Here is a 22,762-nt window from a genome sequence, read left to right as displayed (position 1 = left end):
GGATAAATAGCCCCTGAAGCCGGTTTCGACGTTGCCGCGGGCGTGCGTTTCGCCTACATAGCGCACAACTCAATTCGTCCGTCCGTGGAGCATCGCAGAATGGCACGCCAGTTCATCTATCATATGTCCGGCCTGAACAAGGCTTACGGCAACAAGAAGATTTTGGAGAATATCCATCTTTCTTTCTACCCTGATGCCAAGATCGGTATCCTCGGCCCGAACGGCGCCGGTAAGTCGACGGTGCTGCGCATCATCGCCGGTCAGGACAAGGAATTCACCGGTGAAGCCTGGCTCGCAGAAGGCGCGACCGTCGGCTACCTGGAGCAGGAGCCGAAGCTCGATCCGGCCAAAACCGCGTTCGAAAACGTCATGGAAGGCGTGGCCGACAAGCAGGCCGTGCTCGACCGCTACAACGAACTGATGATGAACTATTCCGACGAGACTGCGGAAGAGGGCGCCAAGCTCCAGGACATCATCGACAGCCAGAACCTCTGGGACCTCGAACAGCAGGTCGAAATGGCGATGGAAGCACTGCGCTGCCCGCCGCGGGATTCCGAGGTCACCAACCTGTCCGGTGGTGAGCGTCGCCGTATCGCGCTCTGCCGCCTGCTTCTGTCGCAGCCGGACCTGTTGCTACTCGACGAACCGACCAACCACCTCGACGCCGAGACGATCGCCTGGCTTGAAAAGCACCTGCGCGACTATCCGGGCGCCGTGATGATGATCACCCACGATCGCTACTTCCTCGATAACGTCACCGGCTGGATCCTCGAACTCGACCGCGGCCGTGGCATTCCGTATGAAGGCAACTACTCGGCCTACCTGACCGCCAAGGCCAAGCGCATGCAGCAGGAATCCCGCGAAGAGGCTGGCCGCCAGAAGGCGCTGTCGCGCGAACAGGAATGGATCGCCTCCAGCCCGAAGGCTCGCCAGGCCAAGTCCAAGGCTCGTATCAAGGCCTATGAACAGCTGGTCGATGCGGCCGAAAACATCCGGCCCGGCGACGCACAGATCATCATCCCGGTCTCCGAGCGTCTCGGCAACGTGGTCATCGAACTGGAAGGCATCAAGAAGGGCTTCGACGACCGCACGCTGATCAACGACCTCTCGATCAAGCTGCCGCCGGGCGGCATTGTCGGCATCATCGGCCCGAACGGCGCCGGTAAGTCGACCCTGTTCAAGATGATCACCGGCCAGGAAAAGCCGGATGCCGGCTCGATCCGCATCGGTGACACCGTACATCTCGGTTACGTCGACCAGAGCCGCGATGCGCTGGACGGAAACAAGACCGTCTGGGAAGAAATCTCCGGCGGCGCTGAAATCATCAAGCTCGGCAAGTTCGACATGAACTCCCGCGCTTACTGCGGCGCCTTCAACTTCAAGGGCGGTGACCAGCAGCAGAAGGTCGGCAACCTCTCGGGTGGTCAACGCAACCGCGTGCACCTTGCCAAGATGCTGAAGGCCGGCGGCAACGTTCTGCTGCTCGACGAACCGACCAACGACCTCGATACGGAAACGCTCGGCGCTCTGGAAAGCGCGCTCGAAGCCTTCGCCGGCTGCGCCATTATCATCAGCCACGATCGCATGTTCCTCGACCGTCTGGCGACCCATATCCTCGCTTTCGAAGGTGATGGTCATGTCGAGTGGTTCGAAGGCAACTTCGAGGACTACGAGGAAGACAAGGTCCGCCGCCTCGGCCCTGACGCCCTCAACCCGGGCAGCCAGGCCTACAAGCGCCTGACGCGCTGAGGCCTGTATAAAATCTGATTTCGAGAGCCCCGGTCTCTGGCCGGGGTTTTTCTTTGGCTGCAAAGGTCTGTTCCCGACCTCCGGTTACAAATCCCCGACCTCTGCCAATTGGGTCTTGCGATTTAAAGTCAAATCACATAAAGATATCTTTATATCTTGATTGGGTGACGAATGGCTGATCTGGTAAAATTCGGACTCGATGGTCTGGTGGATGTGCTGAAGGCAGCGGGCGAGCCGACGCGGCTGCGATTGCTGGCGCTTCTGGCCGCCGGTGACCTGACCGTTACCGATCTTACCGAAATTCTCGGGCAATCGCAGCCTCGCATTTCACGGCACCTGAAGCTGCTCGGCGAGGCGGAGCTTATCGATCGATACCAGGAAGGTGCCTGGGCCTATTTCCGGCTGAAGCAGGACGGCAAGGCTGTCGCGCTGACCCGAGCGCTTCTGAAATATGCCTCCGAAAACGACCCGGTGTTGCTGCGTGATGGCGATCGTCTGGCCGCCGTCAAGCGGGCGCGGTCCGAGCGCGCTCAAGCTTATTTCAGCCGCAACGCGGCCGAATGGGACGAGTTGCGCCGCCTGCATGTGGCGGATGAGGACGTGGACAGCGCGCTCATCAATCTGATTGGAAACCAGCCGATCAATGCCTTTCTCGATCTCGGCACCGGCACCGGACGCATGCTCCAGCTTCTCTCCGGTCTTTATCGCAGGGGCGTGGGCGTCGATGCGAGCCGCGATATGCTCGCGGTCGCGCGCTCCAATCTCGACAAGGCGAATATTACGACGGCTTCCGTGCGCCATGGCGATATCTTCAATCTGCCGCTCGACGCGCAGGATTTCGATCTCATCACCATTCACCAGGTGCTGCATTTCCTTGATCAGCCGGAACTTGCCATTGCCGAGGCGGCGCGGATGCTGCGGCCCGGCGGCCGGCTTGTCATCATCGATCTCGCGCCGCATGCACTGGAATATTTGCGCGCCGAACACGCCCATGTGCGGTTGGGCTTTTCGCATGCCGTGATGGAGGAGTGGCTTAGGAAAGTCGGGCTCCACATGGAAAAGGTACAGGATCTTCATTCGGGGAAAGAGGGTGGACAGGACCTGACGGTAACGATCTGGCTGGCGCGCGACCCGCGGCTGCTGATCGCTGCGGGACAGGATCATCCATCATCCCCCGCTCTTGCCGGGAGGGCTTGATATGGCTTTGAAAACCGAAAGCAGCCGCCGCGACATCCGCATTTCATTCGAATTTTTCCCGCCGAAGTCGGACGAGATGGAAGCCCAGCTATGGGAAACGGTGCCTGAACTCGCCGCCTGGCAGCCGGAGTTTGTCACCGTGACTTACGGCGCCGGCGGTTCCACCAAGGAGCCGACGCTTGCAGCCGTCCGCCGCATGATCAGCGAGAAGCGTCTGCCGACTGCCGCGCATCTGACCTGCGTCGATGCTTCGCAGGACGAGGTGAAGGCTGTGGTTGAGGAATATCGGGCGGCTGGCGTTCGGCGCATTGTCGCGCTCAGGGGCGATCCGGCTGCCGGGATAGGGTCTGCCTATACGCCGCATCCGCAGGGCTTTTCCGATACGGCCGATCTCGTGCGGATGCTGGTCGACTACGGCGATTTCGACATTTCGGTCTCGGCCTATCCGGAAAAACATCCTGAGAGCCCCGACATGGCGGCTGATATAGCAACGCTGAAGCGCAAGGCAGATGCCGGTGCGACGCGGGCGCTGACGCAGTTCTTCTTCGAAAACGATGCGTTCGAACGATATCTGGAGCGCGCGCATGCAGCGGGCGTGACCATGCCGATCGTGCCCGGCATCATGCCGATCCAGAACCTGACGCAGCTCAAGCGCTTTGCCCGCCGCTGCGGCTCGACTGTGCCGGCTTTCCTTGACGACCGCTTCGAAGGTCTGGACGAAAAGCCGGAGGAGAGGGCTGAAGTGGCGGCTGATGTTGCGGCCGAGCAGATCGAGGACCTGATCCGTCGCGGCATTCGCGAATTCCATCTCTATACGATGAACCGCGCGCCGCTGATCGGCGCGGTGCTGGAGCGTCTGGGCTTTCGGCGGGATACGGACATTCGGGCTGCTGGCGCTGCGGCCTGAGCCTCAAGAAAAAACGCATGTCCTGAGGACATGCGTTTTTGAAATGTCTGACCGTTAGCTTTCAGGAGTAATGCATTCCCTGCCACTGTCTGTTCGTCGGGCTCAGGCCTCAGATGAACAGCATTGCCGTCACGAACACGAACGCTGCACTGACCAATAGGACGTTAAAAGATCTCGTCAGTCCCATGTCTGCCTCCTCCGTTAACCATCAAATTCTATGTCGGAAATGTGTTGCTTGGAAAGCGAATTCCTTAATGCGCTGCAGCGGTTTTCGGGCGGATCTCTTCGCGCCTCCCTTGCAAGCATCTGATAATTAAGGGTTATATCCGGCGAATTGTCGTTCACGAAATTTAATGAGATGTTAAATTAGCGGCGCAAAGGGTTAACTGACATTGCCTTGCGGCGACATTTTTGCCCGGTTTGAACGCACTTTTTTCGGCGAAGCATTCGGGCAAAATCGAACGGCGGCGGTCAGGCCTTACTCGTAACCAGTGGTGAACTCCAAATTTGCCATGGTAGCGCGCATGCTCGCGGCAGCCCCTTTGCGACCGCTATACTTGCCGAAAATGACTTCGTGCGGCAGTCTCTACGCTCGATCCTCTGAGGATCGAGCGTGGGGGATGAGATGACAACAGGGCGCGGCTTGAGGGGATCATTTGAGATCAGGCGTGCGCATAAAGCGGATGCTGCGGCCGTATCCGGCTTTGCAGCAAGGCTGTTCCGCGCGACCTATGGCGATGACACGCCAGCCTCCGATCTTCATTCGTATATCGAGAAGAATTTCAGCACGGAACGCCAGGAGGCGGAGATCGTCGATCCCTTCGCTGCTGTTTTCCTCGCAATGGCCGATGGGCAGGTAGTTGGATATGCCCATGTCATTTTGGATGGAGCAAATGGATCTGCGGCTTTTCTCAATCGAATTTACGTCGATGCCGAATGGAGAGGAATCGGATTGGCCGATGATCTTCTCGAAGCAGTCACCGGCGAGTGCCGGGAGCGTGACTTTGCAAGTTTGGAACTGACGGTCTTCGAGCGAAACTCGCGAGCGCTGGCGTTTTATAAGCGGATCGGATTTGCGGCAACCGGCACCACGACGTTCGTGGTCGGTGAGGACATACAGAGCGACATAGTGATGGCGCTGGATTTGGCCAGACCAGCTTAACGACCCGAACAGCCCACGTAAGTGCCAACAGCCGTCGCGACATTCAGCTTGTATAGTTGAGTATCGCGACAGTAGCCATTCTGCGGTTCGGCTTATCAGAGCGCCTTCAGCAGCGACTGCGTCGCCCATCCGTCCGCGGGAAGGCCAAGGCGCTGCTGCTCTTTCTGGATGGCGACGCGGGTGCCGGAGCCGAGGATGCCGTCGATCTCGCCGACATCGTAGCCGCGTGCCTGTAGCTTGGTCTGGAGCGCCTTCATGTCGACATCGCTCAGACCCTGCTCGGGCGTGCCCTTGTCGTAGCCGGGGGCTCCGGACAGGCGGGTCGCGAAGTAGGCCGCCGATGTCGTGTAGATGAACGACTGGTTCCATGCCAGGTATGCGTTGAAGTTGGGATAGGTCAGGAAGGCAGGTCCCATGCGGCCCTGGGGCAGGATCAGAGCCGTCTGCAGGTTGCCGAAGGACGTATTGCCGTCGCGGGGCTTCACACCGAGATTGAACCAGTCCGCCGCTGTCATCGTACCGCCAATACCCGATTTCTCGTAGGGCAGGCTGGCGGGCAAGGTGACTTCCTGAAGCCAGGGTTGGCCGCGCTGGAAGCCGAGGCTCTGGATGAACTTGGCGGTCGTCAGGATGACGTCAGGAGCGCTTTCCTTGAGCTTGATGTGGCCATCGCCATCACCATCTTCGCCGTAAGTGAGGATAACCTTGGGCACGAGCTGCGTCTGGCCGATTTCGCCGGCCCATGCGCCTGTGGTCGTTGCCGGATCGACATCGCCGAGCTCAACTAGCTTCGTCAGCGCGATAAGCTGCGGACGGAAGAAATCAGGCCGGCGGCAATCGTGGGAAAGCGTCACAAGCGAATTGCGGATATTGAAATTGCCCTGGACGGCGCCGAAATCGGTTTCCAGTCCCCAGAAGGCGGTGATGACGCCGGCGGGCACGCCGTAATCCTTCTCGGCCTTGGCAAAGACATCAGCATATTGCTGCATTTTCTTGCGGCCGATATCGAGCCGCGCCTGGCTGACCGCCCGCTGGGAGAATTCGAGGAAAGTCTGCTTGAAGACGCCCTGGGCGCGGTCCATGGACAGGGTCTTCTGGTCGATCTGGACGCCTGCAAAGGTGCGGTCGACGGCCTCAGGGCTTGTGCCCGCAGTAACGGCTTCCGTCTTGACGCCGGCGAGGAAGGCGGAGAGATCACCGCCGCAGGGAGCCTTGGGCGCGTTCGCATCGGCGCCCGCCGGGGCTGCCGTTGAAGATGCGTCCTGGGCGACGGCTACACCGGATAATGCCGAAGCAAGCATGATCGCGAATGCGGTGCGTCGAATGGTTAAACGGTCCATGGACAATCCTCTTTGCTGACGGGATGGGGTCGCTTTTCCAGAAGATTGTGACCGAAGCAAGAAGTAATTCTCGATGAACTTAAGAATTTCCGCTCTTTGTCACAGCGGCCACCCAATTGTGCCAGTTTTTCTCCGAACCGGCGAAGACGTTGATGTCAGTCGGGCCCTTGATGCCGGGGATGACGCCTGTCGACGTATATTGCCAGAAGGCCCAGCGGCGGTCGGCATAGGTGACCGTCGGATGCTTGGCGACCGAGCGAACCCAGAAATGATAATCCTGGAAATAGCCGACGAGATTGTCGCGGTGGAAGTCCACGGACGTGTAGATGATCGGCCGCATGCCGTAATAGGCCTCGAGCCTGTCCATGAAGCGCTGGAGCTGAGCGCGGACGGTCAAAGGATCGGGCCGGAAGCGGCAGGTTTTCGACTCGTTGTTCCATTCGACGTCGAGTACCGGCGGCAGCGTCATTGACGCCTTCGGCACGTTGCGGATGAACCAGTCGGCCTGTTCGTCGGCCGTGGAGCAGAAATAGTAGAAATGATAGGGCGCGCTGGGGATGCCGGCTGCGCGCGCTTCCTGCGAATATTCGAGGAAGCGCGGATCGATCATATCCTTGCCCTCGGTCGCCTTGATGAAGGCAAAGGCGACGCCTGAAGACCTTACGGTCGCCCAGTTGATATCACCCTGCCATTTGGAAATGTCGATGCCGTGGATCGGACGCTTCTCGGGATGATCGGGGCCGAAGTCCTGCGGCTTCGTATCGTGGAAGCGCGTCTTAGGCTTGATCGCTGCGGTCGGCATGAGGTCATAGGCCGATGTGCAGCTATTCAGGAGCATGACGAGCGGCAATAAGCAGAACAGAAGCCGGCGCATGAATATCCCGTACTGGCGCGAGTGATCTTGCTGCCCCACGTTGGCTTCCGTGACTTTGCGAATCCCCTAGTCGAGAAAACGAGGCAGTAACCTCGTTTTCACCATATCAATGTAAAAAATCGGTTATTTTCAAGCGAATTATGAGCGATTGGTAATAATAACCGCTCGCCAGGCATATCCGCCCCCGATTTCCTCGAATGTCAGCCTTGCGTTGTGCGCTTTTGCCGCCGCTCCGAGCACTGTGCGCAGGTCGGCGCGTGGCGTCACATGGAACTTGCGCAGCCAGGATTGCAGCATCGACCGGAACCAGCGCGGCAGGCGCTCCTGCTGGCCAAAATCGACGATATGGAGCTCGCCGCCGGGCGCGAGAGCCGCCAGAGCGGCGTCAACCGCGCGCTGCCATTCCGGGATCATCGAGAGCGCATAAGGGATCATGATACGGTCGAAGCCGTCGGTGCCGAAATCCTGCGCCGTGAAGGCGGTCGCATCGGCAACGCGGAAATCCGGCATCTGTTTCATGCCGCGAAAGGTGTTCCGGGCCGAGATCAGCATCTCCTGAGAGATATCGAGCCCGTAAAGCTTGGCCGACGGAAACTGGCGATGGGCAAAGAGGAGGTTGCGGCCCGTGCCGCAGCCGACTTCGAGAAGCGAGCCGCCGAACGGAACATTCAGATTCTGAATGGTGCGGTCGCGGCCAAACAGGTAGTATTTGCGGGTCACGTCATAGATGTGCCGCTGGTAGCGATACATGCCGTCCATAAGGCCAGCATGGTTGTCGCCATTCATCTTGGCACTTGTGTCCGCCTGGCTCACGCTTTTTTCCCGTAAATATGGAAGCCGCCGTAGATCGCCGAGCGATCGCGGATGTTGAGTTCCTGAGAGCGTTCTTCGAAATAGACCCACTGATCGCGGATAGCCGGCGACAGGCGGCCTTCGATAATGCTCTTTTCAGCAGCGGTTCGGAAAATCACACGAGCGCCTTCACGTGCCGTCCGGCTGATCTCGGCCCAGACGTCGTTGAGCTGCGCATCCGTCATCCAGTCCTGTGCATCCAGAAGGATGTAGCGGTCCATGGAGGCTGCAGGCTTTGCAGCCAGCATTTCCGTGAAGTTCAGATGATGGACGGTGACGCGTTCGGCATTGGCGCGGATCGCCGGATAGTGCTCCGGCTTCAGATAGGTCGGCAGCGGGCCTTCATGCTGGCTTGCGTAGCGACGCGCGAAGGCCTGCCAGGCGAAATAATTGTCGTTCATCGGGAAATGGCAGGCGAGCTTTTCCAGACGATATCTCAGCACAGCCGAAATCGAATCGTCGCCAGCGAGGCTTGCGAGCTCATCATACTGCTGCGGCGGAATGCCGAGACCGAAAAGCGAGCTCTTGCGGCCGAGCAGCCAGCGGACCATCGGGCGGTCGAAGATCGGCGCGATCTGGTCGTCGAAGAACTGGCGCTGTTCGCGCATCGTGCGCGCCTGTGTCATGCCGGCAAGCTTGACGCCATGCAGGCGGGCCAGCACATGAGCGGCGCCGATGAAGCGACCGAGAAGGCCGGTCTTGTAGATGTTGCGGGTAAAGACCGTAACGCGGCGGCGGCCGTACATGTCGCGGCCGTTCCAGTAGCCCAGCGTTGCCTCATCGAGACCAGGGGCGACAAAGCGATCGAAGGCGGCCGTATTGGTCTTGACGCCAGGTGTCGCAAAGAAGCGCACCAGATCGGCATGATCTGGCATCAGGCGAAATGCGGCAAGCTTCAGCCGGTTCAGCGCGATGTGGTGTGGATTGAGGTCCACCACGTCGATCGAAGCGGGGCCTTTCGACAGATAAGCCAGCATGTTGCAGCCGCCGGAACCGATCGTCGCTATGCGGTGATGCGGCTGGAGCTCCATCGCTTCCATGTCGATATCCGGATCTTCCCAGATCTGCGGATAAACGAGACCAGAAAACAGCAGGCCAAACAGGCGCTCGGAGAGGCCGGCCTTGGAAAGCGCTTTGTGCTGGAGGAGGGCATCCTTCAGTTTCCGATTCTTGCGGAAACCGGCATCGGGGGCAAATTCTGTCATATGAGTCTGTCACCGTTTTGTCAGGTTCAGCGCGTGTAACCCGCCAATGCTACAGTCTGATGACGCGGCCTGTTGGTATCGGCTTATCTGATTGCGACATGGATGAGTTCGCGCGGTTTTGAACGAGTTTGCTCTTTAACATCCGTCGTTTTCCTGATTGTCTCTGGCCGTTCAGAGGAAATATGGCATGCGATGGATTTCGAAGGTTGTCCGCGGAGCGGTAATTATATTGCTGCTCGTTATTGTTGGTGCGGTGGCGTGGTTGGCGTTGGCCCCTCCGGCACTCCTGCGGATAGGTGACGGTTACGCCGCCAAGATCGTCTGTTCCAATGTTTTCATCGCGGGGCGTGATGCCGCAACCGTGCTTGCGCAGGATGTCCAGGCGCCGGGCAATCCGGCGCTGAAGCTCATTCGTGTTTCCGTCGACCGGGAGGAGGGGATCGTCACCGCGCGAATCCTGGGGCTCTTCGCGCCGAATTATGCAGTTTATCGTGGGGCGCTCGGCTGCGTCAGCGTGCCGGATGGCGATATCCGCGCGGCCCATAGCCCGCCCATGTTGGAAGAGACGTCCGTTGCTGAAAGTGATGAGCCCTGGCCGGATGGCGGGCATGTTGGCGTCGATGCCGACGATCCGGTTTCCGGCCTGTTGAAGAACAAGGATCTCGCGGGGCCGGCCATGCGCGCCGTCGTCGTGGTCAAGGACGGGCGAATCGTGGGCGAAGCCTATGGGGACGGATTCAGCGCCGAAACCCCGCTGATCGGCTGGTCGATGACGAAGACGGTCAACGCCGCGATCATCGGTCGCCTGATGCTGGCCGGCCGTATGTCCTTCGACGATCAGGATCTGCTGCCTCAATGGCATAATGATCAGCGCAACCGCATCCGGCTGAGCGATCTGCTCGGCATGGAAAGTGGTCTTGCCTTCAACGAGGACTACGGGTCGGTCACCGATGTTACCCGCATGCTGTTTCTCTCGCCGGATATGGCGTCGCTGCCGGCCGCCGCAAAGCAGACCTCGCCACCCGGCACACATTTCAATTACTCGACCGGGACGGCCGTTCTTCTGTCGCGAATATGGATGAACCGATTCGCCAACAAGACCGCCGCCATCGCCTTTCCGCACGACGCGCTGTTTGCGCCGCTCGGCATGACCAGCGCGGTGTTGGAGACGGATGAGGACGGCACCTTCGTCGGCGGCTCCTATCTCTATGCGACGGCGCGCGACTGGGCACGCTTTGGACAGTTCCTGCTGCAGGACGGGGTCTGGCACGGCCAGCGGCTGCTGCCGGAGGGTTTCGTCGGCGCCATGCGCACGCCGACGCCCACCTCGAACGGCATCTACACACAGGTCCAGGCCTGGCTTAGCGGCCCGGGCGGATCTAACCGTCAATTCGGGTTGCCGGAAGATACGTTCTGGATGACGGGTCACGACGGGCAGACGATCGCGATCGTGCCGTCGGCCAACGTCGTCGTCGTCAGGCTGGGTCTTACGCCGGGCCATCAGGGCTACCGGCCGCAATTGCTGGTGAAGAAGGTCCTGGACGTACTAGCGCCGGTCAAAACCTGAACCGACGTTCAATCCAAAAGCGGCTGAGGGGATTAGTAATCGCCGTTTGCGATATCGCTCATGCCCTTGTTCTTGGCATCCATGTAGTAGCCACGAGCATATAGGGCAACGGCATTGTCAGGCTTGTTGTCCGAAACCATCCATGCGCCGCGAAGGTACTTGGCTGCATATTTGATGTTGGTTTCGGCGTCGAGGAGACCCTTTGGCGGGCCCTGGTAGCCCATCGACTTCGCGGTATTGTACTTGATCTGCATCAGGCCGAAATATCCGGCTTTGTTGTATGCCGATGGATTATAGCGGCTCTCGCGGTGCACGACGCGATGGATCAGCGATTCCGGTACTTCGTAGAGCTTGGCGTATTTCTGAATGAGCCGGCCGATGAAGTTCTTCTCGGCCGGAGAGACCACCGCGTCATCGTCATTATACGATTCGCTGAGAACCGCTGGAACGACGGTCGGCCCGGACGTGTCGAAGTTGAAATCATAATGCGGGCGGCTGTCGACATAGCCGAGCTGAGGGGCAGGAGTCGCATAGGCGACTTCGGTCACCGGAATGGTGTTGCCCTGATCAGGCCGCGGAATCGGAATGACGGACTGGATCGCCACCATTTCCGGCGTAAGCGGGATCGGCGACTGATCTTCAGCACTATTCTGCGCTGCCAGAGCCTGCATGGAGGCTGTTTCCCCCGGGCGTGCCGGATTCGGGATCGGGATGGCGACTACGGATGGCACTACTGGCTCGTCCGACGCGGCATAAGCGGCGGACGCGGAGGGCTGAGCGCCTGGCGTGCCCGTTACGGCAGCGATTGCGGCCTGGCCCTGGTTGGCTGCCATCTGCTGCTGGGCCGTGGGCTGCTGGCCGAAGCGGTCCTGCGCGACCTGAGGCTGTCCCGGTTGAACCGGCTGGCCGCCTTGCGGCTGAAGCCTTCCGGTTTGCTGCAGGACAGTTGTTGTTGCCTGCGGCAGGCGATCAGACTTCGACAAGATTGCGGATGAGGCCGGCTGCGCCATGGCCACCGTCGGCTGTCCCGTGAGTGCTGCAGGCTGCGCTGCAAGTGTTGTCGGCTGGGCCGGGTTAGCGGAGGCGCTTACGACAGCCGTACCGGGGGCAGCTGTGTTGGACACACCGGGGAGTGCTGTATTTCCGGCTACAGCCGAACCGGCAACCGGATGCGGCATGTTGGATTGTGCCGGCGAAAGTCCTGCCTGGGACGTCTGCTGCTGGGTGCTTGCACACCCGGCGAGCGCACCGCACAGGATCGCTGACATCGCGACGCTGCGCTTCAGGCTGGAAAATCCGATCGCTACCATTCTGTCACTTTCGAAAATCTCGCCCCCCGGCGATGCAATTCAGTCACAGGGACAATAAATTAATAAATCCCCCATTAACCTATTCGTGAACGGGCCGCAAGCAGGCAAGGCGTTCAGGCGGCCATTCTGCGATATCCGGCGGTGACGGCGCCGGCTGCGATCAGGAGCGTTCCGCCTGTCCGGTTGACGGCGCGCTGCACGCTGGCCTTGCGGATAACGCCCCGCGCCATGTCCGCCACAAAGACGTAAACCAGCGAATTCAGCGCCGCCAGGGTGAGGAAAGTTGCTTCCAAAGCAATGGTTTGTGGGATGAACGGCCTGTTGAGGTCGAGGAACTGCGGCACGAAGGCAATGAAGAAGACGATGCTCTTGGGATTGAGTGCCGTTACAATGTAAGCGTGCACCAGAATCTTGAGGGGTTTTTCCTCTGGAAGGTTGTCGTTGTCACCCATCGGGCCTGTAACAATTGGGGCTCTCCAAAGCTTAACGCCGAGGAAAACGAGGTAGGCAGCGCCGATCATCTTAAGAATCGTAAACAGCGATGCAGAGGCGGCGAGCAGCGCGCCGAGGCCCGCCAGCGAGGCCGTCATGGCGGTAAAATCGCCAAGCGTCACGCCGGTCACCGTCGCAAGAGCCGTCTTGCGGCCGTGACCGAGGGCGTAGGAGACCACGAGGAGAATGGTCGGGCCTGGAATGGCCAGCATGATGGCGGATGCGGCGGCGAAAGCGAGCCACGTTTCGATCGGCATGGAATCCTCCTAATTCCTATTCGCCGCCAGCAAAGACATCGTCTTTATGATCCGTCAATCATGCTTCCCGGTATTTTTGACCCACATGCACCATCACATCGGCGAACCATTTGACGGATATGTCGAAATGCTTTCCGCCCTTGATGCGCGGGAATTCGATGGTGCGCAGCTTGCCGTTCTGACCTTCGTCGTGGCCGGTCACGCCGGAGACTTTATTGAGGGCGCTTTCGACTGCGAGATCGACCATCCCCTGGATGAGTCGCAAATCCTCGCCGTTCGCCGGCGCGGAGCGGGCGAAGTAGCCCGACTTCTGCACCATCGAGCGTTCGGCGCCAATCAGGCCGGCGAACTGCTTCTGGAACCAGTTGCCGACATTGATCGTGTCGATCTTCACATGGCCGAATGCGTCGCGCTTGATGGTTTCGCCGGCGGCTTCACGCTCGGAGACGATGGCGTCGAGGGCGGCACCTTCAGAGACGAAGAGGGTGACATGGCCGGTCTTTTCCATGATCGCCTTCAGGCGGTCTGCTTCCTCTTCTATGTTGAAGGCCATTTCCGGCAGATAGATGCCGTCGATGTTCTTCAACTCGGCACTCATCATGAAGCCTTCGGCATATTCGTAGGAATTCGTCTTCTGGATATAGGCGCGGGCAGTTGCTGCTGTCAGCCAGCCGCAATGGCGGCCCATGACTTCATGAATGACCAGCGTGCGCGGCGCCGCCGTCTGCTCGTTGCTGACGTTGTCGAAGAAGTGAGCGCCGACTTCGGCCGCCGTCCAGGCGCCGAGCGACTGGCGGATCGGCACGACGTCGTTGTCGACCGTCTTCGGCAGGCCGACGACGGTCAGGTCGTAGCCGTTGGCGCCGAGATAGGCGGCAAGGTCGGCTGCTGTCGTATTGGTGTCGTCGCCGCCGATCGTGTGGAGAATGGTGATGCCGTCGGAGGCGAGGCGTTCCGCCGCGACCCTCAGCGGGTTTTCCCCGTCCTTGACCATGCCGCGCTTGACGAGGTCGGCGGTGTTGGTGAGCTTCACGCGGCTGTTGCCGATGGGCGAGCCGCCGTAGCGGTGCAGCAGATGCGCTTTCTCGCGCATGGCCGGGGTGATCTTGATGCTGTCGCCGAGCAGGACGCCCTGGTAGCCGGAGCGATAGGCGACCATTTCGATATCCGGCGCCACGTCGCTGTAGCGCTCGATAAGGCCACCGACCGCGGAAGAGAGGCAGGGCGCCAGTCCGCCAGCGGTGAGCATTGCGACTTTCTGTTTGGCCATAGTCCCTCCTAGAGCAGCACGACTGCGTCATTTGACAGTGATGCCCGCATGGATGCGACAGGGATTGGTGGCTGTAAAGTAAAGAATTTAAGAAAGCGGCTCATCCGCTGCAAAGAAGCAGGCGAGCCTCTGAAGGCATTCCCTTGCTACCTTCTCACTCCACTGGGGAAGGGCTCTATAATATGGGCCAGCCAAGCCGCATCGTTACAAATTTGTGAAAAGTGTTTTCGGACTTGCGACCAATGGACTGCTTGCAATCGCAACCATTATTTGGTCAAGGTGTTCTTTATTAAGGAGAGCGGTCGAAGCGCCATGTCTTTTTGGGAAAAATTGCTGAACGCCGTCAGCGAGACCGCCGGCAACGCATTGTCGTCGGTGGTAGAGGCTATACGCACGCTGTTCGAAGGTGATCCGGAGACCCGCCGAAAGGTGGCTTTCTCCGTCGCGATCATCGCGCTTTCGGCCAAGATGGCGAAGGCGGACGGCGTTGTCACCGAAAAAGAGGTCCAGGCGTTCCGCGATATCTTCGAATTCCCCCCTGATCAGGCCAAGAACGTCGCCCGCCTTTACAATCTGGCGCGCCAGGACGTTGCCGGCTACGAGGCCTATGCCGAGAAGCTTTCTTCGCTTTGCGTCACCTGCGCGAAGAACTGCCCTGTGCTGGAAGACGTGCTGGACGGGCTGTTCCACATTGCCAAGGCCGACGGCTCGATCCATGAGAAGGAACTGGCGTTCCTTGCGCATGTCGCCGAGATCTTCAAGATGAACGAGGGCCGGTTCGAGCAGATCATGGCTCGCCACGTTCATGTCGGCCGTGATCCCTATAAGGTGCTCGGCGTTTCACCGTCGGACGATTTCAAGACGATCCGGCGCCGTTATCACGGGTTGGTCTACGAACACCATCCCGACCGTCTCGTGTCGCGTGGCGTGCCGGAAGAGTTCCATGTCATCGCCAATGAGCGCATGGCGGCACTCAACGCAGCCTATGCCGAAATCGAGAAAGAACGCCGGGCCGCATGACTGCCTTCAAGGCCGACTATGCCAAGGCGACGGTTCAGCCGTCGCCGAACCACGGCGAGCGGGCAGCAGGTCGCAAGCCGGACATGATCCTTCTTCATTACACCGGCATGGGCAGCGCAGATGGTGCGCTCGATTGGCTGTGTCGCGAGGAAAGCCAGGTATCGAGCCATTACTTTGTCCACGAGGATGGCCGCGTCCTTCAGCTTGTGCCGGAAGAGCGTCGCGCATGGCACGCGGGCAAGGGGACCTGGCAGAACGAGGGCGACATCAATTCGATGTCGATCGGGATCGAGATCGCCAATGCCGGCCATCCCGGCGGGCTGCCCGATTTCCCCGCTGCGCAGATAGATTCGGTGATCGAATTGTGTCGCGACTGCGGCGATCGTTGGGCCATCGCGCCGGAGCGGGTGCTTGGTCACTCCGATATAGCACCCATTCGCAAGGTCGATCCGGGCGAAAAGTTTCCCTGGGGAAAACTGCATGCGGCAGGTGTCGGCCACTGGGTGGAACCGGCTCCGATCACCGGCGGTCGTTTTTTCCAGAAGGGCGACGTCGGCCAGCCGATCGAAGCCCTACAGTCCATGCTTTCGATTTATGGTTACGGGACGGAAATCAATGGCGAATTTTCCGACCGGCTTGAAGGCGAGCTGATCGCATTCCAGCAGCATTTCCGGCAGGAACGCGTCGATGGAATCGCCGATTTTTCGACGATCGATACGCTGCATCGATTGCTGTCTGCACTGCCGCGCTTTGCCTAGCGTAAGTTGCGCCTTCTCCCACAGGCGATACGGCAGCAAAAGATTGAGAAATCGCTAACGCTGTGATCCGCCACATCATTTCCCTATTATTTCCTCATTACGATGGTCTAACGACGCTCGCTTAACGGCGACCGCACAACCCTATTTTGTTTGTCTGGGTGCGGTCGTAAATCGAATAACGGGGATCGTTGCGGCACGCCGGCTGCTCCCAAGCTGGCGTCCGAACAGGAGAAGTCGTGTGCTCTCCAGCTGTCCCACGCTCGGAGACTAAAGACTGCATGAAAAAATTGATTATTGCGGCTGCGGCATGCATCGGCATGCTGCTGACAGGGTACAATTGTGCGTTTGCAGGGCCTCGCCAGGAAAAGATCGAAACGAAATCCCTCAAGGTCGTCACCCGTAGCACGGGCTATGCCACTTCACCGGTAAACACGGCCGCTCTCAATCCCGGCGTCACGATCACGATGGATACCCCTTACTCGCAGCTGATCGGCCAATATGCCAAGCTCAACGGCGTGCCAGTCGAGCTCGCCACAGCGGTGGTTCATATCGAAAGCAACTTCAATCCCAGGAAGCGCGGCAGCGCCGGCGAAATCGGCCTGATGCAGATAAAGCCTGCGACTGCGAAGCTGATGGGCTACCGTGGCTCCGCCAAGGGGCTCTATGATCCGGAAACCAACATCAAGTACGGCATGCTTTATCTCGCCAAGGCGCAGCTGCTCGGCGGCGGCCCGACCTGCAACACCATCCTGAAATACAATGCCGGCCACGCTGCTACGCGCATGAACCCGGTTTCTCAGGCCTATTGCGGCAAGGTGCTGGCGCTCCTCGATTGAGGAGTCAAAGCAAGGCGCTGCGTGGTTGCTTTAAAGTGATGAATCCGATGGTTTGCCATGCTATCCCAATCGAAACATTGATGAGGGCGAAGCATGGCAGCGGATTTCAAATACATCATTGTCGGGCGCGGCATGATGGGGGCGGCAGCGGCACGGCATCTGGCAAAGCAGACGGATGGCGTCGCGGTCATCGGCCCGAATGAGCCGGAGGACCGCAAGAACCACACAGGTGTTTTTGCCAGCCATTACGATGAAGGCCGTATCACCCGCACGATCGATCAGGACGCGGATTGGGCAAGGCTCGCCAACCGCTCCATCGCGCGCTACGCAGAGATCGAGCAGGAAAGCGGTATCCAGTTCTACTCGGAGACCGGCTGCCTTCTGGTCGGGCCGAAGCGCGGCGGCAGCAATCCTTTCGTCGCCGACGTCGTTGACGCCTCGCAGCAGCTGCAGGCGCGGATCGACGTTCTAGACGGTGGCGGCCTGAAGGCGAAGTTTCCCTATTTCGCATTCGACCAGGCAAGCGAAGGCGTCTACGAGCCCAGGAATGCCGGCCATATCAGCCCGCGCAGGCTGGTGAAGGCCCAGTCGCTACTGGCCGAGAAGGCCGGCGCCACTGTCATCAAGGATATCGTCAAGAGCATCCGCGACGAGGATGGACTGGTCGTGGTGACGACAGTCGAGGGAAAGACCTATCGGGCGGAGAAGGTGCTTTCGGCAGCGGGCGGATTCTCCATTACGCAGAATCTCTTGGCTGAGCCAGTTGAGATGAAGGTTCGAGGCCGCACGGTCGTCTATTTCGAGATCAGCCAAGAGGATGCGCAGACATATGCCGGCATGCCGTCTGTCATCACGGAGGATGCCAATCCCGTCGACAGCATCTACCTGCTGCCGCCGATCCGCTATCCCGATGGCAAGCTCTATATCAAGATCGGCGGCGATCCTGATGATTTCGAGCTGGACAGCGATGAAGCGCTGCGCGCCTGGTTCCGCACCGACGGCCGTCCGCATGTGCGTGAGCATCTGACCCGGATCATTCGCAAGCTGATACCCGATCTCACGCCGCTCTCCATATCGACGGCCTCCTGCGTGACCTCCTATTCGCGCAGCACCTATCCGATGATCGCCTATACGTCTTCGCCGCGCATTGCGGTCATGACGGGCTGCGCGGGGACATCGGCGAAAAGCTCCGATGAGATCGGCAGGCTCGGCGCCGAGCTGCTGCTCGAAGGTCGAATCAAGGATCAGGGCTACAAAACGGATTTTGCAGCCTATTTCCGCGATTGATGGATGCCGGCGTGAAGCCGGCATATTTCGGTGGCAATTGCGGTTCGTCTCGGCTAATGAGCCCCTGCCAGTTGGCCGGGCAGCCGCGCTTCACCAATGCCGAAAGGCGGTGAGGGGAGGAAAGTCCGGGCTCCACGGAAACACGGTGCCGGATAACGTCCGGCGAGGGCGACCTCAGGGAAAGTGCCACAGAAAGCAAACCGCCCGGTCCATCGGATCGGGTAAGGGTGAAAGGGTGGGGTAAGAGCCCACCGCGTCTCTGGCAACAGCGACGGCACGGTAAACCCCACCGGGAGCAAAACCGAATAGGGATGACGTGGTGCGCGCAAGCGCTCCAGCCCGTTTCCGGGCCGGTCATCCGGGTGGGTTGCACGAGGCGGCGCGCAAGCGTCGTCCCAGATGAATGGCTGCCACGTTCCGGTTCGCACCGGAGCCATACAGAACCCGGCTTACAGGCCAACTGGCGAATTATCTCTTGCCCCCGTGGTTGTCACCAGACCTCCGGCGCAACTTCGGAAAGCCCGCTGAAATTCGCGGCCTTTCCCTTTGAATACAGAGCCTTGCGGTTCCAAAGCGAAGCTCATTTCGGAGCGATCGCAAAGCTGATCCTAACCTTTCGTTAAACTTAACGGCTTATGAATATTCATAGCTGCGACCGCTTCGGCGTGGTCGTATCCCATTGACGCCCATATGGTCCCATGGTATCCCATAACAACACTGCACAGGGGCAATTCACTGCCCATTCATCGCAAAGCGGAAAGGGCTCCCAGGTCGGGAGTGCCGAGAGGGTATTCGCCCTTGCGGCTAGCGAAGCTGTGTCCGGTTTTGCCGGTTGTTGTAGTGACCGTGCCGAGGGGCGGGTGACTGCCCTGAAGTCATTGGGAACGGGTGTTTCGCGTGATGAACCGCTTCCTGTCGAATGCGACCAACAGGATCGATGCCAAGGGGCGGGTTTCCGTGCCTTCGGTGTTCCGTTCCGTGCTGGCCGAGCGCAATATCCGGGAGCTTTACTGCTTTCAGGATTTCGTGTTTCCGGCGATCAGCATCGGCGGCCTGGAATTGCTGGATCGGTTCGAGCGTCAGATTGCGGCGGAGGATCCTTTTTCGCCGGAGGCAAATCAGATGTCGCTCCTCATTCATGGGGGCGGGGTCTTCATGAAGCTCGACGCCGAGGGTCGGTTGATGGTCACGGATTTCATCCGGGATTTCACCGGCATCACGAACGAGGTGGCCTTCGTCGGTCGAGCGGATCATTTTCAGCTGTGGCGCCCGGAGGAATTCCAGGTGCGGCAGTCGCAGGCAAGAGAGGGGCGCAGGCCGGTGGGCGGGCGCTCGAACTGAGATGGGGAATCGGAATGGTGGCGAATCCTGGCGGAGGTTCTACTGATGCCGGTGGCGGACCGGTTCGTCACATTCCGGTTCTTCTTTCCGAGGTGCTGCAGGCACTGCAGCCTGCCCCCGGCAAGATCATCCTCGACGGGACCTTTGGTGCCGGCGGCTACACGTCAGCTATTCTGGCGGCGGGTGCCGATGTGATTGCGCTGGATCGCGATCCGACGGCGATCGCCGCGGGTCAGGCCATGGTGGCTGCGCATGGCGGTCATCTTTCCCTCATTCATTCGCAGTTTTCCGATCTTGCGAACCATGCGCCTGAGGGCGGTCTGGACGGTGTCGTGCTCGATATCGGCGTCTCCTCGATGCAGATCGACGAGGCCGAGCGCGGATTTTCCTTCCAGAAGAATGGGCCGCTCGACATGCGCATGTCGGCGTCGGGCGTTTCTGCCGCCGACGTCGTCAACCGTGCCAAGGTCGCCGACCTCATTCGCATTTTTCATTTTCTCGGCGAGGAAAGTCAGGCCCCGCGCATCGCTCATGCAATCGAGAAGAAGCGTGCGGAAAAGCCGTTCGAGACGACCCGCGATCTCGCTGGCCTCATCGAAATCGTGACGCCTCGCAAGATGAAGGACAAGATTCATCCGGCAACGCGTGTTTTTCAGGCGTTGCGTGTCTTCGTCAATGACGAGCTGGGAGAACTGGCGCAGGCACTGTTTGCCGCCGAGCGGTCGCTGAAGCCTGGCGGCCGGCTTGTCGTTGTCACCTTCCATTCGCTGGAGGATCGCATCGTCAAGAAGTTCTTCTCGGATCGTTCTGGGCGGGCTTCCGGTTCGCGCCATCTGCCCGTCGTTCACGAGCGTGCGGCGACTTTCGAGGCGATCGGAAGGCAGATGGTGAGCGCGAGCGAAGCGGAGGCCGAGGCCAATCCGCGTGCGCGTTCGGCCAAGCTGCGTGCCGGCCTGCGGACGCAGGCTGCCGCCGAAGCTGCCGATCTTTCGATTTTCGACCTGCCCAATCTCGCAAGTCTCGGAAAGCTCGGAGCCTAGGATGCTGAGAACCTTCGACATCGTGCTCATCGGCGTCATGACGGCAGCGGCGACCGTTACCTATACGATCAAGCATCGCGCCGAGTTGAAGCTCGAGGAAGTTCATCACCTCGAGTCCGAGATCAAGCTCGAAAAGGATACGATCGAGCTCCTGAAGGCGGACTGGGCGCTGGTGGTCCAGCCCAACCGGCTCGAGAAGCTCGTCAACATCTATAATGACGATCTGAAGCTGCAGCCGACCATTTCCACATCGCTGGCGCAGCCAAACGAATTGCCGATGCTGCGTTCGCAGCTTCCTCCGCCGCCTGTCGTGGCGGATACGAAGAATGTTGCGCCGGCTAAGCCGACTAAGGGAAGTCTCGCCGCCAAGAACGGCGATGCCACCGACGCGGAAATCCGCGCCGTGATCGCCGACGTCGCTTCGAAGCCGGCGCCGAAGCCGGTCGCCAAGGCGACGGGGCTGATCAAGCGCCCGGCAGGCAAGACGGACAATATTTCAACAGGATCGGTGAAGCGCTGATGGCCTTTCTCTCTCGCATCATGATCCTGAAGAGCAAGGCACATTTTTCGACCGGGGTAGATAATCGTCCAAGCGACGCATATGCGTCCGCCGTCGAGGGCTCGCGCAAGCGCAAGGCGAAACAGGCCAGGAGCCGCGTCGTCCTGCTGATCGCCAGTTTCGGCGTCATCTACTGCGTCATTGGTGGACGTCTGGTCGAATTCGCGATGAGAGAGCCGGAGACGACATCGAGCATCCTGCCGCCGGATCGCCTGATGGCCTCGCGACCCGACATCGTCGATCGAAACGGCGCGCTGCTGGCGACGGACATCCGCACGGTCTCCCTCTTTGCCGAACCGAACAAGATCGTCGATGCAGACGAGGCCGTCGAAAAACTGCAGACCGTCCTGCCCGACCTCGATGCCAGGGGCACCTACCGCAAGCTTTCCAACAAGTCGCATTTCCAGTGGCTGCGTCGGCAGCTGACGCCGAAGCAGCAGAGCCAGATTCTTGCGCTCGGCATTCCCGGCATCGGTTTTAGGCCGGAGAAGCGTCGCTTCTATCCAGGCGGTCCTACTGCCGCGCACATTCTCGGTTACGTCAACATCGACAACCGCGGCGTTGCCGGGATGGAGAGATATATCGACGACGAGGGGCTCGCCGATCTCGCCGCCGTCGGCATGACCAGCGACCAGCCGCTGGAGCCGGTCAAGCTCTCGATCGATCTGCGCGTCCAGGACATCGCTCGTGACGCCGTCGCCAATGCGGTCACCAATTTCCAGGCAAAGGGCGCCGGCGCGGTCGTGCTTGATGCCCGTACCGGCGAAGTGCTGGCCATGGCCTCGGCGCCCGATTTCGATCCGAACGATCCGACCGCCGGCGGCGAAGAGGGCTGGCTGAACCGCATGTCGAACGGCACGTTCGAAATGGGGTCGACCTTCAAGACCTTCACGATGGCGATGGCGCTCGATTCAGGCAGGGTGACCCTGCGCGATGCCTTCGACGCCACCAACCCGATCCGCATCGGCGGCTTTACCATCCATGACTTCCATGGCCAGCATCGGGTGCTGACCGTTCCGGAAATCTTCCAGTATTCGTCGAATATCGGCACGGCCAAGATCGCGGACTTGATGGGCATAGACGTCCACAAGGAGTTCCTGACGCGCATGGGCCTGCTAACCAAGCTGGACACGGAGCTTCCCGAGGTGAAGATGCCGAGCCAGCCGCATGTCTGGAAGAAGATCAACTCCATTACGATCTCCTTCGGCCACGGCGTCTCGACGACACCGCTACAGACGGCGGTCGCAGGCGCCGCGCTCGTCAATGGCGGCCGGCTGATCCAGCCGACCTTCCTGCCGCGTTCGCGCGACGAGGCGGACCAGATTGCCAGGATGGTCGTCAAGAAGAGCACGAGCGACGACATTCGCTTCCTGCTGGATTTCAACGGCTCCAAGGGCTCGGGCAAGGCGGCGCGTGTTCCTGGCTTCGACGTCGGCAGCAAGACGGGAACGGCCGACAAGGTCGTCAATGGCCGCTATTCGCACACGCTGAACTTCAATACTTTCCTTGCGGCCTTCCCGATCGACGACCCGCAATATGTGGTCCTGACATTCTGCGACGAGCCGAAGACGGGCGAGCATGGCGGCACGATCTCGGCCTATACGGCAGCGCCTATTGCTCGTGATATCATTCAGCGCGCTGCTTCGATTCTCGGTGTACAGACGAAGTTCGGGGATGATAGCTCCGCCTTGCTGGTGTCTTATTGAGAATGAATGAATGAAACGGCCGATTCGCAGGGG

General features: G+C 59.9%; 20 protein-coding genes and 1 other RNA gene. 14 read left to right on the top strand and 7 right to left on the bottom strand.

All coding sequences use genetic code 11. From position 1 onward, the window contains the following. Window positions 1-99 precede the first annotated feature (99 nt). The 4 genes from ettA (at window position 100) to DTW90_RS01335 (ending at window position 5,015) form a co-directional block, all read left to right on the top strand. A complete protein-coding gene (ettA, locus tag DTW90_RS01350; protein ID WP_132519797.1) occupies window positions 100-1,749 on the top strand; it encodes an energy-dependent translational throttle protein EttA in 1,650 nt (549 codons plus the stop codon). 171 nt (window positions 1,750-1,920) lie between these two features. Continuing rightward, the gene (locus tag DTW90_RS01345) at window positions 1,921-2,946 is read left to right on the top strand and encodes a metalloregulator ArsR/SmtB family transcription factor (protein ID WP_149336099.1); all 1,026 of its coding nucleotides are present in this window, start codon (window positions 1,921-1,923) and stop codon (window positions 2,944-2,946) included. Between the two features lies 1 nt (window position 2,947). Beyond that, window positions 2,948-3,853, top strand: a complete 906-nt coding sequence (gene metF, locus DTW90_RS01340) for a methylenetetrahydrofolate reductase [NAD(P)H] (protein ID WP_149336098.1) — start codon at window positions 2,948-2,950, stop codon at window positions 3,851-3,853. Window positions 3,854-4,478: 625 nt separating this feature from the next. Further along, window positions 4,479-5,015 (top strand): GNAT family N-acetyltransferase, encoded by a 537-nt coding sequence (locus DTW90_RS01335; RefSeq protein WP_149336097.1) that lies wholly within the window; start codon window positions 4,479-4,481, stop codon window positions 5,013-5,015. Window positions 5,016-5,110: 95 nt separating this feature from the next. On the opposite strand, the gene DTW90_RS01330 is transcribed toward DTW90_RS01335, so the two are convergent. The 4 genes from DTW90_RS01330 to DTW90_RS01315 all read right to left on the bottom strand — a co-directional run bounded on the left by DTW90_RS01330 (window position 5,111) and on the right by DTW90_RS01315 (window position 9,286). Next, complete coding sequence (locus DTW90_RS01330) at window positions 5,111-6,355, bottom strand: lytic murein transglycosylase (RefSeq protein ID WP_132524207.1); 1,245 nt, start codon at window positions 6,353-6,355, stop codon at window positions 5,111-5,113. A 79-nt stretch (window positions 6,356-6,434) separates the two neighbouring features. Continuing rightward, complete coding sequence (locus DTW90_RS01325) at window positions 6,435-7,229, bottom strand: GH25 family lysozyme (RefSeq protein ID WP_132524382.1); 795 nt, start codon at window positions 7,227-7,229, stop codon at window positions 6,435-6,437. 138 nt (window positions 7,230-7,367) lie between these two features. Beyond that, window positions 7,368-8,015, bottom strand: coding sequence for a class I SAM-dependent methyltransferase (locus DTW90_RS01320; RefSeq protein ID WP_132524383.1), 648 nt, complete (start codon window positions 8,013-8,015; stop codon window positions 7,368-7,370). 23 nt (window positions 8,016-8,038) lie between these two features. Continuing rightward, entirely contained in the window at window positions 8,039-9,286 is a 1,248-nt protein-coding gene (locus tag DTW90_RS01315; RefSeq protein WP_132524208.1) for a DUF3419 family protein, read from the bottom strand. Window positions 9,287-9,473: 187 nt separating this feature from the next. Here DTW90_RS01315 and DTW90_RS01310 point away from each other — a divergent pair, with 187 nt between their 5' ends. Next, window positions 9,474-10,853: a serine hydrolase gene (locus DTW90_RS01310; RefSeq protein WP_149336096.1), complete on the top strand. Its 1,380-nt coding sequence runs from the start codon at window positions 9,474-9,476 to the stop codon at window positions 10,851-10,853. 32 nt (window positions 10,854-10,885) lie between these two features. Here the strand turns inward: DTW90_RS01310 and DTW90_RS01305 are convergent, their stop codons facing one another. The 3 genes from DTW90_RS01305 to DTW90_RS01295 form a co-directional block, all read right to left on the bottom strand. Beyond that, window positions 10,886-11,794 (bottom strand): lytic transglycosylase domain-containing protein, encoded by a 909-nt coding sequence (locus DTW90_RS01305; RefSeq protein ID WP_246664895.1) that lies wholly within the window; start codon window positions 11,792-11,794, stop codon window positions 10,886-10,888. A gap of 482 nt (window positions 11,795-12,276) precedes the next feature. Then, the gene (locus DTW90_RS01300; RefSeq protein ID WP_149336094.1) at window positions 12,277-12,912 is read right to left on the bottom strand and encodes a LysE family translocator; all 636 of its coding nucleotides are present in this window, start codon (window positions 12,910-12,912) and stop codon (window positions 12,277-12,279) included. Window positions 12,913-12,970: 58 nt separating this feature from the next. Next, window positions 12,971-14,182: a pyrophosphate--fructose-6-phosphate 1-phosphotransferase gene (locus tag DTW90_RS01295; RefSeq protein WP_149336093.1), complete on the bottom strand. Its 1,212-nt coding sequence runs from the start codon at window positions 14,180-14,182 to the stop codon at window positions 12,971-12,973. Between the two features lie 312 nt (window positions 14,183-14,494). Here DTW90_RS01295 and DTW90_RS01290 point away from each other — a divergent pair, with 312 nt between their 5' ends. The 9 genes from DTW90_RS01290 to DTW90_RS01250 all read left to right on the top strand — a co-directional run bounded on the left by DTW90_RS01290 (window position 14,495) and on the right by DTW90_RS01250 (window position 22,729). Beyond that, window positions 14,495-15,202, top strand: coding sequence for a DnaJ family molecular chaperone (locus DTW90_RS01290; RefSeq protein WP_132524213.1), 708 nt, complete (start codon window positions 14,495-14,497; stop codon window positions 15,200-15,202). After that, the gene (locus tag DTW90_RS01285; protein ID WP_149336092.1) at window positions 15,199-15,960 is read left to right on the top strand and encodes an N-acetylmuramoyl-L-alanine amidase; all 762 of its coding nucleotides are present in this window, start codon (window positions 15,199-15,201) and stop codon (window positions 15,958-15,960) included. The genes DTW90_RS01290 and DTW90_RS01285 overlap by 4 nt, the downstream gene beginning before the upstream one ends. 278 nt (window positions 15,961-16,238) lie before the next feature. Next, window positions 16,239-16,796, top strand: coding sequence for a transglycosylase SLT domain-containing protein (locus tag DTW90_RS01280; protein ID WP_149336091.1), 558 nt, complete (start codon window positions 16,239-16,241; stop codon window positions 16,794-16,796). A gap of 93 nt (window positions 16,797-16,889) precedes the next feature. Then, entirely contained in the window at window positions 16,890-18,083 is a 1,194-nt protein-coding gene (locus tag DTW90_RS01275) for an FAD-dependent oxidoreductase (RefSeq protein WP_149336090.1), read from the top strand. Window positions 18,084-18,150: 67 nt separating this feature from the next. After that, window positions 18,151-18,551, top strand: an RNA gene (gene rnpB, locus DTW90_RS01270) — RNase P RNA component class A. Between the two features lie 432 nt (window positions 18,552-18,983). Beyond that, window positions 18,984-19,424, top strand: a complete 441-nt coding sequence (gene mraZ, locus DTW90_RS01265; RefSeq protein WP_188079885.1) for a division/cell wall cluster transcriptional repressor MraZ — start codon at window positions 18,984-18,986, stop codon at window positions 19,422-19,424. A 14-nt stretch (window positions 19,425-19,438) separates the two neighbouring features. Continuing rightward, window positions 19,439-20,464 (top strand): 16S rRNA (cytosine(1402)-N(4))-methyltransferase RsmH, encoded by a 1,026-nt coding sequence (rsmH, locus tag DTW90_RS01260; protein ID WP_149336088.1) that lies wholly within the window; start codon window positions 19,439-19,441, stop codon window positions 20,462-20,464. A gap of 1 nt (window position 20,465) precedes the next feature. After that, window positions 20,466-20,984 (top strand): hypothetical protein, encoded by a 519-nt coding sequence (locus DTW90_RS01255; protein WP_132524219.1) that lies wholly within the window; start codon window positions 20,466-20,468, stop codon window positions 20,982-20,984. After that, window positions 20,984-22,729, top strand: coding sequence for a penicillin-binding protein 2 (locus DTW90_RS01250; RefSeq protein ID WP_132524220.1), 1,746 nt, complete (start codon window positions 20,984-20,986; stop codon window positions 22,727-22,729). The genes DTW90_RS01255 and DTW90_RS01250 overlap by 1 nt, the downstream gene beginning before the upstream one ends. Window positions 22,730-22,762 lie beyond the last annotated feature (33 nt).

Origin of the sequence: Neorhizobium sp. P12A (assembly GCF_008365395.1) — a bacterium.
GTDB lineage: Bacteria > Pseudomonadota > Alphaproteobacteria > Rhizobiales > Rhizobiaceae > Rhizobium.
This window is presented reverse-complemented; position numbering and strand designations above follow the sequence as displayed.

Coding starts and splice junctions, on each gene's coding strand:
- ettA (WP_132519797.1), top strand. CDS start 100: ATGGCACGCCAGTTCATCTATCATATGTCCGGCCTGAACAAGGCTTAC.
- DTW90_RS01345 (WP_149336099.1), top strand. CDS start 1,921: ATGGCTGATCTGGTAAAATTCGGACTCGATGGTCTGGTGGATGTGCTG.
- metF (WP_149336098.1), top strand. CDS start 2,948: ATGGCTTTGAAAACCGAAAGCAGCCGCCGCGACATCCGCATTTCATTC.
- DTW90_RS01335 (WP_149336097.1), top strand. CDS start 4,479: ATGACAACAGGGCGCGGCTTGAGGGGATCATTTGAGATCAGGCGTGCG.
- DTW90_RS01330 (WP_132524207.1), bottom strand. CDS start 6,355: ATGGACCGTTTAACCATTCGACGCACCGCATTCGCGATCATGCTTGCT.
- DTW90_RS01325 (WP_132524382.1), bottom strand. CDS start 7,229: ATGCGCCGGCTTCTGTTCTGCTTATTGCCGCTCGTCATGCTCCTGAAT.
- DTW90_RS01320 (WP_132524383.1), bottom strand. CDS start 8,015: ATGAATGGCGACAACCATGCTGGCCTTATGGACGGCATGTATCGCTAC.
- DTW90_RS01315 (WP_132524208.1), bottom strand. CDS start 9,286: ATGACAGAATTTGCCCCCGATGCCGGTTTCCGCAAGAATCGGAAACTG.
- DTW90_RS01310 (WP_149336096.1), top strand. CDS start 9,474: ATGCGATGGATTTCGAAGGTTGTCCGCGGAGCGGTAATTATATTGCTG.
- DTW90_RS01300 (WP_149336094.1), bottom strand. CDS start 12,912: ATGCCGATCGAAACGTGGCTCGCTTTCGCCGCCGCATCCGCCATCATG.
- DTW90_RS01295 (WP_149336093.1), bottom strand. CDS start 14,182: ATGGCCAAACAGAAAGTCGCAATGCTCACCGCTGGCGGACTGGCGCCC.
- DTW90_RS01290 (WP_132524213.1), top strand. CDS start 14,495: ATGTCTTTTTGGGAAAAATTGCTGAACGCCGTCAGCGAGACCGCCGGC.
- DTW90_RS01285 (WP_149336092.1), top strand. CDS start 15,199: ATGACTGCCTTCAAGGCCGACTATGCCAAGGCGACGGTTCAGCCGTCG.
- DTW90_RS01280 (WP_149336091.1), top strand. CDS start 16,239: ATGAAAAAATTGATTATTGCGGCTGCGGCATGCATCGGCATGCTGCTG.
- DTW90_RS01275 (WP_149336090.1), top strand. CDS start 16,890: ATGGCAGCGGATTTCAAATACATCATTGTCGGGCGCGGCATGATGGGG.
- mraZ (WP_188079885.1), top strand. CDS start 18,984: ATGAACCGCTTCCTGTCGAATGCGACCAACAGGATCGATGCCAAGGGG.
- rsmH (WP_149336088.1), top strand. CDS start 19,439: ATGGTGGCGAATCCTGGCGGAGGTTCTACTGATGCCGGTGGCGGACCG.
- DTW90_RS01255 (WP_132524219.1), top strand. CDS start 20,466: ATGCTGAGAACCTTCGACATCGTGCTCATCGGCGTCATGACGGCAGCG.
- DTW90_RS01250 (WP_132524220.1), top strand. CDS start 20,984: ATGGCCTTTCTCTCTCGCATCATGATCCTGAAGAGCAAGGCACATTTT.